The organism is Pseudomonas sp. 1 R 17, from assembly GCF_900067035.1.
GTDB classification, from domain to species: Bacteria; Pseudomonadota; Gammaproteobacteria; order Pseudomonadales; family Pseudomonadaceae; genus Aquipseudomonas; species Aquipseudomonas marginalis.
On sequence record NZ_FKLB01000030.1, the window covers coordinates 62,240 to 74,662 of the forward strand.

General features: G+C 63.1%; 13 protein-coding genes. 2 read left to right on the forward strand and 11 right to left on the reverse strand.

The genetic code is table 11. The features are described from left to right. The first annotated feature begins 7 nt into the window (after positions 1-7). Positions 8-1,021 (forward strand): AI-2E family transporter, encoded by a 1,014-nt coding sequence (locus BFP99_RS09520; RefSeq protein WP_065925593.1) that lies wholly within the window; start codon positions 8-10, stop codon positions 1,019-1,021. A gap of 242 nt (positions 1,022-1,263) precedes the next feature. Here BFP99_RS09520 and BFP99_RS09525 read toward each other — a convergent pair whose 3' ends face one another. After that, positions 1,264-2,532 carry an Hsp70 family protein gene (locus BFP99_RS09525; protein ID WP_065947144.1) on the reverse strand — a complete coding sequence of 423 codons (1,269 nt, stop codon included), beginning with the start codon at positions 2,530-2,532 and terminating at the stop codon, positions 1,264-1,266. A gap of 238 nt (positions 2,533-2,770) precedes the next feature. Here BFP99_RS09525 and BFP99_RS09530 point away from each other — a divergent pair, with 238 nt between their 5' ends. Then, complete coding sequence (locus BFP99_RS09530) at positions 2,771-3,709, forward strand: DnaJ C-terminal domain-containing protein (RefSeq protein ID WP_065925591.1); 939 nt, start codon at positions 2,771-2,773, stop codon at positions 3,707-3,709. Positions 3,710-3,755: 46 nt separating this feature from the next. Here the strand turns inward: BFP99_RS09530 and ureC are convergent, their stop codons facing one another. The 10 genes from ureC to urtB form a co-directional block, all read right to left on the reverse strand. Next, positions 3,756-5,456 (reverse strand): urease subunit alpha, encoded by a 1,701-nt coding sequence (gene ureC, locus BFP99_RS09535; protein ID WP_065947145.1) that lies wholly within the window; start codon positions 5,454-5,456, stop codon positions 3,756-3,758. A 65-nt stretch (positions 5,457-5,521) separates the two neighbouring features. Then, the gene (locus BFP99_RS09540) at positions 5,522-5,827 is read right to left on the reverse strand and encodes an urease subunit beta (protein WP_065947146.1); all 306 of its coding nucleotides are present in this window, start codon (positions 5,825-5,827) and stop codon (positions 5,522-5,524) included. Then, on the reverse strand, positions 5,824-6,357 hold the full coding sequence (locus tag BFP99_RS09545) for a GNAT family N-acetyltransferase (protein ID WP_065947147.1): 534 nt from the start codon (positions 6,355-6,357) through the stop codon (positions 5,824-5,826). Before BFP99_RS09545 ends, BFP99_RS09540 begins: the two co-directional genes overlap by 4 nt. A gap of 5 nt (positions 6,358-6,362) precedes the next feature. Continuing rightward, complete coding sequence (locus BFP99_RS09550; protein ID WP_065925589.1) at positions 6,363-6,875, reverse strand: GNAT family N-acetyltransferase; 513 nt, start codon at positions 6,873-6,875, stop codon at positions 6,363-6,365. Between the two features lie 9 nt (positions 6,876-6,884). After that, positions 6,885-7,187: an urease subunit gamma gene (gene ureA, locus BFP99_RS09555; protein ID WP_003171437.1), complete on the reverse strand. Its 303-nt coding sequence runs from the start codon at positions 7,185-7,187 to the stop codon at positions 6,885-6,887. A 147-nt stretch (positions 7,188-7,334) separates the two neighbouring features. Then, positions 7,335-8,174, reverse strand: coding sequence for an urease accessory protein UreD (locus BFP99_RS09560; protein WP_027607727.1), 840 nt, complete (start codon positions 8,172-8,174; stop codon positions 7,335-7,337). Between the two features lie 33 nt (positions 8,175-8,207). Beyond that, the gene (urtE, locus tag BFP99_RS09565) at positions 8,208-8,906 is read right to left on the reverse strand and encodes an urea ABC transporter ATP-binding subunit UrtE (protein ID WP_065947148.1); all 699 of its coding nucleotides are present in this window, start codon (positions 8,904-8,906) and stop codon (positions 8,208-8,210) included. Positions 8,907-8,918: 12 nt separating this feature from the next. Beyond that, a complete protein-coding gene (urtD, locus tag BFP99_RS09570) occupies positions 8,919-9,752 on the reverse strand; it encodes an urea ABC transporter ATP-binding protein UrtD (protein ID WP_176719688.1) in 834 nt (277 codons plus the stop codon). Next, positions 9,749-10,816 (reverse strand): urea ABC transporter permease subunit UrtC, encoded by a 1,068-nt coding sequence (gene urtC / locus BFP99_RS09575; protein WP_065947150.1) that lies wholly within the window; start codon positions 10,814-10,816, stop codon positions 9,749-9,751. The genes urtD and urtC overlap by 4 nt, the downstream gene beginning before the upstream one ends. After that, positions 10,816-12,318 (reverse strand): urea ABC transporter permease subunit UrtB, encoded by a 1,503-nt coding sequence (gene urtB, locus BFP99_RS09580; protein WP_065947151.1) that lies wholly within the window; start codon positions 12,316-12,318, stop codon positions 10,816-10,818. Before urtB ends, urtC begins: the two co-directional genes overlap by 1 nt. Between the last annotated feature and the right edge of the window lie 105 nt (positions 12,319-12,423).

Sequence of the window (12,423 nt, forward strand, 5' to 3'; positions counted from 1 at the left end):
AGGCTGTATGCCAACGTTTTCTCAGCGTCACGTGTTATTGCTGGCCAGCTACATCATCATTTTCGGCGGGTTGCTGCTGGTATTGCCGCTGAAGTTGCTGCCCAGCCTGCTGGCCGGCCTGTTGGTCTATGAACTGGTCAACATGCTCACCCCCCAACTGCAACGGTTGATCGAAGGGCGCCGCGCGCGCTGGTTGGCGGTGGCCTTGCTCGGCACCCTGATCGTCAGCGTGCTCGCCCTGATCTTCGCCGGCGCCATCAGTTTCCTGCTTCACGAAGCGGAAAACCCCGGCGCCTCCCTGGATAAATTCATGGGCGTGGTCGACCGCGCGCGTGGTCAACTGCCGCCGTTCCTTGATGCCTACCTGCCCGCCAGCGCGGCCGAGTTTCGCGTGGCTATCGGCGACTGGCTGAGCAAGCACCTGAGCGAACTGCAACTGGTCGGCAAAGACGCCGCCCACATGTTCGTCACCCTGCTGATCGGCATGGTGCTCGGCGCGATCATCGCCCTGCAGCGGGTGCCTGACCTGACCAAACGCAAGCCCCTGGCCGCCGCACTGTTCGACCGCCTGCACCTGCTGGTCCAAGCTTTTCGCAACATCGTCTTCGCGCAAATCAAGATCGCCGCGCTCAACACCGTCTTTACCGCAATCTTCCTGGCTGTGGTGCTGCCGTTGTGCGGCATTCACCTGCCGCTGACCAAGACCCTGATCGTGCTGACCTTCCTGCTCGGCCTGTTGCCGGTGATCGGCAACCTGATGTCCAACACCCTGATCACCATCGTCGCGCTGTCGCTGTCGATCTGGGTGGCGGTGGCGGCGCTGGGGTATCTGATCGTGATCCACAAGGTCGAGTACTTCCTCAACGCGCGCATCGTCGGCGGGCAGATCAGTGCAAAATCGTGGGAATTGCTCCTGGCGATGCTGGTGTTTGAAGCGGCGTTTGGTTTGCCGGGGGTGGTGGCGGGGCCGATTTACTATGCGTATCTGAAGAGTGAGCTGAAGCTCGGCGGGATGGTTTAAGGCGTGTTTTGCCTGGGCGGGCCCTATCGGGGCATAAGTATCTACACAACTTCAGCAGGATAACGCGTAGCAGCTGTCGAGCCTAGGCGAGGCTGCGTTTGCGGCGCGTCTGACACACCGCCGACGCAGCCTCGCCTAGGCTCGACAGCTGCTACGCAGGGGGCTCGGCTCAAGATGTGTAGATACTTATGCCTATCGGGGGCTTGCCCCCGATGAAGTCACCACGGTATTTCAGGTGAAACTCAGCAGCCGTAGCGCTTACTCGCCTCAATTGCCAAACCACTGCCGATACTGCCGAAGATATTCCCCTCCACATGCCGCGCATTCGGCAGCATGGCCGAGATGCTGTGGCGCAGCGCCGGGATGCCGCTGGAACCGCCGGTAAAGAACACCGTGTCCACCTGGGCCACCGCCACCGAAGCATCGGTGAGCAACTGCGTCACGCTGTTGCGCACGCGCTCCAGCAAGCCATCGATGGCCGACTCGAACAGTGCGCGGCTCAGGTCCACGCTCAACCCCGGCTCAACGCGGTCCAGCAGCACGTGGCGGTTGTCTTCGTGGGTGAGCTGGATCTTGGTCTCTTCCACTTCCATGGCCAGCCAGTGCCCGGCGCGCTGTTCGATCAGCTTGAACAGGCGGTCGATGCCGCCGGTGTCTTCGATGTCATAGCGCATGCTGCCCAGGGCCAGCTGGGATTTCTGCGAGTACACCGAGTTGATGGTGTGCCAGGTCGCCAGGTTCATGTGGTGGCTGGTGGGCATGTAGGCGCCGCTTTTCATGCGGCTGCCGTAGCCGAACAGCGGCATGATGCCGGCCAGGGACAGTTGCTTGTCGAAGTCGGTCCCGCCGATGTGCACGCCGCCGGTGGCGAGGATGTCGTCCTGGCGGTTGTCGTTGTGGCGGCGCTCCGGGGAGAGGCGCACCAGCGAAAAGTCTGACGTACCACCGCCGATGTCGACGATCAGTACCAGCTCTTCCTTCTCGATGGTGGATTCGTAGTCGAACGCGGCGGCAATCGGTTCGTACTGGAACGAGATGTCCTTGAAACCGATCTTGCGCGCCACGTCGACCAGGGTGTTTTCGGCCTCCTGGTCGGCCATCGGGTCGTCATCGACGAAAAACACCGGGCGGCCCAGCACCACTTCTTCGAACTCGCGGCCGGCGGTGGCTTCGGCGCGGCTCTTGAGTTGGCCGATAAACAGCGCCAGCAGGTCGGTGAACGGCATCGCCGTGCCCAAGACGCTGGTGTCGTGCTTGATCAACTTGGAACCCAGCAGGCTCTTGAGCGAGCGCATCAGCCGGCCTTCGTAGTTCTCCAGGTATTCGTGCAGGGCCAGGCGACCGTAGACCGGGCGGCGCTCCTCGAAGTTGAAGAACACCACCGACGGCAGGGTGATCTTGTCGTCCTCCAGCGCGATAAGCGTTTCCATGCCGGGGCGGATCCAGCCGACGGTGGAGTTGGACGTGCCGAAGTCGATACCGCAGGCACGGGCTGGGGATGGGTTTTTCATGTCTATCGGGTTCCGGTTGAAAAACGGCCGCGCAGTGTATGCCAGTCGAGGGCGGATGCGTAGGCCGACCATCCGTTAAATCGTGCTTGAAAGTTCGGCATTCGCCCCCACATCTGGTGCATACGGCAAGCGCCGATAACACTTTGACGCACCCCCAGGCCACAAGACTCAACAGGTGCAAACCAGCGCACGTTGTGCCCCGGGCTGTGCGATCTCGATTAAGGATGGTGAACCGCCGATGGATTTCAAAGACTACTACAAGATTCTGGGTGTCGAGCCGAGCGCCGATGACAAGGAAATCAAGGCTGCCTATCGCAAGCTCGCGCGCAAATACCACCCGGACGTGAGCAAGGAAAAAGACGCCGAAGCCAAATTCAAGGACGCGTCTGAAGCCTATGAAGCGCTTAAAAGCGCCGACAAGCGCGCCGAATACGACGAACTGCGCAAATACGGCCAGCACGGCCAGCCGTTCCAGGGCCCGCCAGGCTGGCAGAGCCGTGGCGGGTTTGGCGGTGGCCAGGGCACCGAGGACTTTTCCGACTTCTTCAGCTCGATCTTTGGCGGGCGTGGCGACGCGTTCGGTGGCGGCCAGCGTCGTCCAACCGGGCGTAAAGGCCAGGACGTGGAGATGCAGCTGTCGGTGTTCCTCGAAGAGACACTGTCCACCGAGTCCAAGCAGATCAGCTTCCAGGTGCCGCAATACGACGCCTCGGGCCGGCATGTCAGCAACACCACCAAGAGCCTGAACGTGAAGATCCCCGCCGGTGTCGCCGACGGTGAGCGTATTCGCCTCAAAGGCCAGGGCGCACCGGGTGTTGGCGGCGGGGCCAACGGCGATCTGTACCTGATCGTCAAGTTTGCGCCGCACCCCAAGTTCGAAGTGGATGGCGAAAACCTGATCATCAACCTGCCGCTGGCGCCGTGGGAGTTGGCGTTGGGCGCGGAAGTGGCCGTGCCGACCCTGACCGGCAAGATCAACCTCAAGGTGCCGGCCGGCAGCCAGAACGGCCAGCGCATGCGCGCCAAGGGCCATGGCTTGCTGAACAAGGCCGGGCAGCGCGGCTTCCTGTACGTGCAGCTCAAGGCGGTGATGCCACCGGCAGGCGATGACGGCGTGAAAGCGTTGTGGCAGGAGCTGGCCAAAAAAGCCGCGTTCAATCCGCGCGAGCAGTTCTAAGGGGGTTTGTGGTGAGGGCACAAGCTCCCTCACCACAGGTTTCAAGTCAGAACAGGAAATACCGCTGCGCCATCGGCAACACATCCGCCGGTTCACACCACAGCAGCACCCCGTCGGCCTTGACCTGATAGGTCTGTGGGTCCACCTCGATGTCCGGCAGGTAATCGTTGTGGATCAGGTCGGTTTTCTGCACATCGCGACAGCCCTTCACCACCCCAATCTGCTTCTTCAAACCCAGGGCTTGCGGCAAGCCTGCGTCCAGCGCCGCCTGGCTGATAAACGTCAGGCTGGTGGCATGCAATGAGCTGCCGAAACTGGCGAACATCGGGCGGTAGTGCACCGGCTGCGGGGTGGGGATCGACGCATTGGCATCGCCCATCAGGCTGGACGCAATCGCACCGCCCTTGAGGATCAGGGTCGGCTTGATGCCGAAGAACGCCGGGCGCCACAGCACCAGGTCAGCCCACTTGCCCACTTCGATGGAACCGACGATATGGCTGATGCCATGGGTAATCGCCGGGTTGATGGTGTACTTGGCGATGTAGCGCTTGGCGCGGAAGTTGTCGTTGCCCGGGCCGTCACCGGGCAGGGCGCCGCGCTGTTTCTTCATCTTGTCGGCGGTCTGCCAGGTGCGCGTGATCACTTCACCGACGCGGCCCATGGCCTGGCTGTCGGAGCTGATCATCGAGAACGCGCCGAGGTCGTGCAGGATGTCTTCGGCGGCGATGGTCTCGCGGCGGATGCGGCTTTCGGCGAAGGCCACGTCTTCGGCAATACTCGGGTCCAGGTGATGGCAGACCATCAACATGTCCAGGTGCTCGTCGATGGTGTTGCGCGTGAACGGCCTTGTCGGGTTGGTGGAGCTGGGCAGCACGTTGGGAAAGCCGCAGGCCTTGATGATGTCCGGCGCGTGGCCGCCGCCGGCACCTTCGGTGTGGTAGGTGTGGATGGTGCGGCCCTTGAGCGCGGCCAGGGTGGTTTCGACAAAGCCGGATTCGTTGAGGGTGTCGCTGTGGATCGCCACCTGTACGTCGTACTGGTCGGAGACGCTCAGGCAGTTGTCGATGCTGGCGGGCGTGGTGCCCCAGTCTTCGTGCAGCTTCAAGCCGATGGCGCCGGCCTTGACCTGTTCGATCAACGGCTCGGGCAAGCTGGCGTTGCCCTTGCCGGTAAACCCGATGTTCATCGGGAACGAGTCGCTGGCCTGCAGCATGCGCGCCAGGTGCCAGGGCCCGGAGGTGCAGGTGGTGGCGTTGGTGCCGGTGGCCGGCCCGGTACCGCCGCCGATCATGGTGGTGACACCGCTGGTCAGCGCCTCTTCGATCTGCTGCGGACAGATGAAATGCACGTGGGAGTCGATGCCGCCGGCGGTGAGGATCATGCCTTCGCCGGCGATCACTTCGGTGCTGGCGCCGATGGCCATGGTCACGCCGGGCTGGATATCCGGGTTACCGGCCTTGCCGATCGCGTGGATGCGGCCGTTCTTCAAGCCGACGTCGGCCTTGACGATGCCCCAGTGGTCGATGATCAGCGCGTTGGTGATCAGGGTGTCGACGACTTCATGGGCGAGCAATTGGCTCTGGCCCTGGCCGTCGCGGATCACTTTGCCGCCGCCGAATTTCACTTCTTCGCCGTAGACGGTGAAGTCCTGCTCGACTTCGACGAACAGCTCGGTGTCGGCCAGGCGGACCTTGTCACCGACGGTGGGGCCGTACATGTCGGCGTAGGCTTGGCGGCTGATTTTCATGTGTGTGCCCTGAAATATTTGTGTTGAATGTGAAATCGCTATCGGGGGCTTACCCCGATGAGGCCCTAAAGGTCGCCCATGATCCGCCCGGCAAACCCGAACACCCGCCGCCCGCCGCTCAAATCCACCAGCTCGACCTCACGGCTCTGCCCCGGCTCGAACCGCACCGCCGTGCCCGCCGGAATATTCAGGCGCATGCCACGGCTCAAGGCACGGTCAAATGTCAGCGCATCATTGGTCTCGAAAAAATGGTAGTGCGAACCCACCTGGATCGGCCGGTCGCCGCTGTTGGCCACACTGAGGGTGACGGTGCGTCGGCCGACGTTGAGTTCGATCTCGCCAGGCTGGATCTGATATTCGCCAGGAATCATGCAGGTTGCCCCAGGGTCTTGAAGTAGATGGCGGTCGGGCTATGGCGCCCGTCCGGGCTTTGGCAGTAGTCGGGCAGTTCACCGATCTTGGTGTAGCGCAGCGACTGGTAGAAGGCTTCGGCAGGCGAGCCGGCTTCGGTGTCCAGGTACAGCAGGCCGCGCTTGTGCTGGCGCGCGGCGAGTTCCAGGGTGTTCATCAATTGTTGGCCCAGGCCGTGGCGCCGCGCGTTGCTGTGCACCAGCAGCTTTTGCACTTCGGCGCGGTTCAGGCCGTTGGCTTTCTGGCACAGCGCCAACTGCACGCTGGCGATCACCTGCTCATCGCGCACCACCACCCACAGCAACAGGCTGGCGTCTTCAATGCTCGCCTGTACCCCGTCCAGATAGGCACGGGCCTGGGCTTCATCGAAGTCGGCCATGAAACCCACCGACGCACCGTGCTTGACCGCATCCAGCAACAGCTCGATCAGGCCCCGACGGTAGTGGGCAAAACTTTCAGCATTGACTCGACGCAGTTGCGCGGCGTTCATCGAACTCACTCCTTGGGCGGTTGCGCGCCCGGATTCAATGTCAGTTGCATAAAGGTCAGGTCCAGCCAGCGGCCGAACTTGATGCCCACCTGAGGCATTTGCCCGGTGGTGACGAAACCCAGGCGCTCATGCAGGCGGATCGAGGCCAGGTTGCCGCTTTCGATGGCCGCCACCATCACGTGTTTGCCACAGGTTCTGGCGCGTTCGATCAGAGCCTGCATCAGCCGTGGGCCAAGGCCCTTGCCGCGCTGGTCGTTGCGTACATACACCGAGTGTTCGACGCTGTAGCGGTAGCCTTCGAACGCGCGCCAATCGCCGAACGAGGCATAGCCGATCACTTGCTCATTTTCGGTCGCCACCAGAATCGGATAGCCCTGGGCCTGGCGTGCACTGAGCCAGGCCTGGCGGTTGCCGAGATCCACCAGTTGTTCGTTCCAGATCGCCGTGGTGTTGAGTACCGCGTCGTTGTAGATGTCACGGATCGCCGGCAGGTCTTGCTCGGTTGCATCACGAATCATGGCCGTGCCTCACGCGATGGGTTGGTGGACGGTCACCAGCTTGGTGCCATCGGGGAAGGTGGCTTCCACCTGGATATCCGGGATCATTTCCGGGATGCCTTCCATCACCTGTTCACGGCTGAGCAGGGTGGTGCCGTAGTGCATCAGGTCGGCCACGGTGCGGCCATCGCGGGCGCCTTCCATCAAGGCGGCGGAGATATAGGCGATGGTTTCCGGGTAGTTGAGCTTCACACCGCGCGCCAGGCGCCGTTCGGCCACTAGGCCTGCGGTGAAGATCAGCAGTTTGTCTTTTTCCCGTGGGGTCAGGTCCATGGTTCAAGGTCCTTCAAAGAATGCATTCTTAAATACAACAGAGATCAAGTGTGGGAGGGGGGCTTGCCCCCGATGGGGGGTGTCAGGCAATACATCTTTCACTGACCCACCGCCATCGGGAGCAAGCCCCCTCCCACATTTTGATCTTCATGTGCTCCATATTCGTGGTGAGACTGCTTCCCGTCCTAGCACCGCCGGGCGTAACAGTTTCCATAAATCAATCAACCATCCCCGCGCCAGCAGCGCTTCGCTGGCCAGGCAGCGGGCGACCAGCAAGCCGGGCAGTTGGGTCAGGTCGCCGCGCACGGCATGGGGCAGGGCGCGGCAGTGTTCGAGTAATTCGGGCTCGATATCGCCGGTCACCAGCAGGGTGGCGAACACCGGTTGGCCGTCCAGGCCGATGGGCGAGTCGAGCAGGCCATCGGCGCCCACAATGCGCTGGCGCTCGTGCCAGAGCAACTGGCCGTCGCGGCGGATATCCAGGTGCGATTGAAAGTGGCCCAGGTCGAAGCGCTCGCCACTGGCCGGACGCCCCAGGGCGATCACGTCCCAGTAGAACAGCCGGGCATCGCCGTGCAGGTCGATGCGGGTGCTGAGTTCGGCCTGGGCGGCGCTGAACACAATGGTTTCCTGGGGCAGCCATTCCAGGGTCGCGCCGGCCTCCACGGTGAGATCAAGTTGCTGATACGCCGGGCCGCTGGCGCGATACCACTTCGCCGCGCCGGGGCTGGTCAATTGCGCCCACGCACCCTCGGCGACATGGGCGCGGATGTCCAGGCGGTCACCGCCGGCAATCCCGCCAGGCGGGTGCACGATGATGTGCTGGCACACCTCGGGGCCTTCGGCATACAGGTGCTTTTGCACCCGCAGCGGGCCAAGGTGACGGCGCATCACCGGGCGCGTGGTGTCGCCGAAACGCGCGTAGCCGAGGTCCAGCTCGGCGTGCCAGCTGGGGGTGAACAGGGCAGGGGAAACGGGCAGGTTCATGGTTTCTTGTGCTTATCGTCAGGACGCTACAGGTTAGATGGTAACCAAACCGCGCACACCCTCACTCTCCATATTTTCACCACGGCCCTGCTGCACGATTTCACCGCGCGACATCACCAGGTACTGGTCGGCCAGCTCGGCGGCAAAGTCGTAGAACTGCTCCACCAACAGGATTGCCATATCGCCGCGCGCCGCGAGCTTCTTGATCACGGCGCCGATCTCCTTGATCACCGAAGGCTGGATGCCTTCGGTGGGCTCATCGAGGATCAACAGGCGCGGGCGGCTGGCCAGGGCGCGGCCGATGGCCAACTGTTGCTGCTGGCCGCCGGACAAATCGCCGCCGCGCCGGTGCTTCATTTGCAGCAAAACCGGGAACAGTTCATAGATAAACGCCGGCACTTCCTTGGCTTCGGAACCGGGAAAACGCGACAGGCCCATCAGCAGGTTTTCTTCCACCGTCAGCCGCCCGAAAATCTCCCGGCCCTGGGGCACATAGGCGATGCCGGCGTGCACCCGCTGGTGCGGCTTGAAGCCGGTGATGGCCTTGCCCTCCCAGCTCACCGCGCCTTCCTTGGCCGGCAGCAAACCCATCAGGCATTTGAGCAGGGTGGTCTTGCCCACGCCGTTACGGCCGAGCAGGCAGGTGACTTCGCCGATCTTCACGTCAAAGGACAGCCCGCGCAGGATGTGGCTACCGCCGTAGTACTGGTGCAGCTTGTCGACTTGCAGCATGTTCAGTTCTCCTTAGCGACCGAGGTACACCTCGATCACCCGCTCATTTTCCTGCACCTGTTCCAGCGACCCTTCGGCCAGCACGCTGCCTTGATGCAACACGGTCACGTGGTCGGCAATCGAGCCGACAAAGCCCATGTCGTGTTCCACCACCATCAACGAATGCTTGCCCGCCAGGCGCTTGAACAGTTCGGCGGTGAATTCGGTTTCGGCGTCGGTCATGCCCGCCACCGGTTCGTCCAGCAGCAACAGTTGCGGGGCTTGCATCAGCAGCATGCCGATTTCCAGGAACTGCTTCTGGCCGTGGGAGAGCAAGCCGGCGGGCCGATGCACGGAGGCGGTGAGGCGGATGGTGTCGAGCACTTCGTCGATTCCATCCTTTTGCTCGCCGCTCAGGCGCGCACGCAGGCTGGCCCACACCGACTTGTCGGTCTTCTGCGCCAGCTCCAGGTTTTCGAACACGCTCAGGGCTTCGAACACCGTGGGTTTCTGGAACTTGCGGCCGATGCCGGCCTGGGCGATCTGCACTTCGCTCATGCTGGTCAAGTCGAGGGTTTCGCCAAACCAGGCCTTGCCGTGGCTGGGCCGGGTCTTGCCGGTGATCACGTCCATCAGGGTGGTCTTGCCCGCGCCGTTGGGGCCGATGATGCAGCGCAATTCACCGACGCCGATGTACAGGTTCAAGTCGTTGAGCGCCTTGAACCCATCGAAGCTGACGCTGATATCTTCCAGGGTCAGGATGGTGCCGTGGCGGGTGTTCAGGCCGGTGCCTGCGGCCTGGCCGATGCCGATGGCATCGCGGCCGCTGCCCGCATCGAAAATAGGTTCGAGCATGACGTTCCTCATTTCTTCAACAGCCCGATAACGCCCTTGGGCAGGTACAGGGTGACGATGATGAACAGCGCCCCGAGGAAGAACAGCCAGTACTCCGGGAAGGCCACGGTGAACCAGCTCTTCATGCCGTTGACCACGCCGGCGCCAAGCAACGGCCCGATCAGCGTGCCACGCCCGCCCAGGGCCACCCACACGGCGGCTTCGATGGAGTTGGTCGGCGACATTTCACTCGGGTTGATGATGCCCACCTGCGGCACGTACAAGGCGCCTGCCAGGCCGCACAGCACCGCGCTCAGCACCCACACGAACAGCTTGAAGCCGCGCGGGTCGTAGCCGCAGAACATCAGGCGGTTCTCGGCATCGCGCAGGGCGGTCAGCACCCGGCCGAACTTGCTCCGGGCCAGGCGCCAGCCGATGTACAGACTCGCCACCAGCAGCACCACCGTGGCCACGAACAGCACCGCCCGCGTGCCCGGTTCGGTGATGCCGAAACCGAGGATGCTGCGGAAGTTGGTGAAGCCGTTATTGCCGCCGAACCCGGTCTCGTTGCGAAAGAACAACAGCATCCCGGCAAAGGTCAGCGCCTGGGTCATGATCGAGAAATACACGCCCTTGATCCGCGAGCGGAAGGCGAAAAAACCGAACACCAGCGCCAGCACGCCCGGCGCCAACACCACCAGGCACAGGGCCCAGAGGAAGTGCTCGGTGCCGACCCAATACCAGGGCAATTCGGTCCACGACAAAAACGTCATGAACGCCGGCAGCTCATCGCCGGAAGCCTGGCGCATCAGGTACATGCCCATGGCATAGCCGCCGAGGGCAAAGAACAGGCCGTGACCCAGGGACAACATCCCCGCGTAGCCCCACACCAGGTCCAGGGCCAGGGCGACAATGGCGTAGCAGAGGATCTTGCCCACCAGTGTCAGGGTGTAGGCCGATACATGCAGCGGGTTTTCCGGCGACAGCAGCGAACACAACGGCAGGGCCAGCAGCAGCAACAGCACCACCGCGCCGACTGCAATCGTCACCTGGGTGCCGGCCTTTTGCGTGGCCGTAAGCATCAATGGCTGGTTCATCAGTCGATCACCCGTCCTTTCAGTGCGAAGAGTCCCTGCGGGCGTTTCTGGATAAACAGAATGATCAGCGCGAGGATCAGGATCTTGCCGAGCACGGCACCGATCTGTGGTTCCAGGATCTTGTTGGCGATACCCAAGCCAAACGCCGCCATGACGCTACCGGCCAACTGGCCGACACCGCCGAGCACCACCACCAGGAACGAGTCGATGATATAGCTCTGGCCCAGGTCCGGACCGACGTTGCCGATCTGGCTCAGCGCCACCCCGCCAAGCCCGGCGATGCCGGAGCCCAGGCCAAAGGCGAGCATGTCCACACGCCCGGTGGGCACGCCGCAGCAGGCGGCCATGTTGCGGTTCTGGGTGACGGCGCGCACGTTGAGGCCCAGGCGGGTCTTGTTCAGCAGCAGCCACGTCAGCACCACCACAAACAGTGCGAAGGCGATGATCACGATGCGGTTGTACGGCAGCACCAGGTTGGGCAGCACTTGAATGCCACCCGACAGCCACTGCGGGTTGGCCACCTCGACGTTCTGCGCACCAAACACCAGGCGCACCAGTTGGATCAGCATCAGGCTGATGCCCCAGGTGGCGAGCAGGGTTTCCAGCGGGCGCCCGTACAGGTGACGAATCACCGTACGTTCCAGGGCCATGCCGATGGCGGCGGTGACGAAGAACGCCACCGGCAGCGCGATCAGCGGGTAGAACTCGATGGCCGCCGGCACGTAGCGCTGCATCAGCAGCTGCACCACATAGGTGGAGTAGGCGCCGAGCATCAGCATCTCGCCGTGGGCCATGTTGATCACACCGAGCAGGCCGAAGGTGATCGCCAGGCCCAGGGCCGCCAGCAGCAGGATCGAGCCCAGGGACATGCCGCTGAAGGCCTGGCCGAGGATCTCACCCATCATCAGTTTTCGTTTGACCTGTGCCAGGCTGGTCTCGGCGGCGGTGTGCACGGCGGCGTCGGTTTCCACCCCGGGCGCCAGCAGCGCTTCGAGGCGCGTGCGGGCCAGCGGGTCGCCGGTACTGCCGAGCAAACGCACGGCGGCGAGGCGCACGGCCGGGTCGGTGTCGACCAGTTGCAGGTTGGCCAGGGCCAGGCTGAGGGCGGTGTGCACGTCCTCATTGGTCTCGGCGGCGACCTGCTGGTCAAGAAACTTGAGTTGCGCAGGTTGCGCGCTTTTTTGCAGGGTGCGTGCCGCGGCCAGGCGCACCTTGGGGTCGGCGGCGAGCAGTTGCTGGCTGGCCTGCACGTTGTCGATCAAGCCGCGCAGGCGGTTGTTCAGGCGCACGGTCTTGGTCTCGCCGTTGAGCGTGAGCTGACCTTGTTGCAGGGCGTCCACCAACTCGATGCGCGCCGGGTCGGGCTGGGCGGCCCAGTCCTGGAGGAGCTTGGCTTGTTGCGTCGGGTTGGCGGCCAGGAAGTCTTCGGCGTCGCCGGCATGTACCGCCAAAGGCAGTAACAGCAGCCATGCCAGGAAATAGCGATTGAGGGCAGCGGGCATAAACAAATGTCCTAGTCATGCGCGGACAGTGTGGGAGGGGGCTTGCCCCCGATAGCAGTGGGTCAGTGACAAGTGCATTGCCTGACACGCCGCTATCGGGGGCAA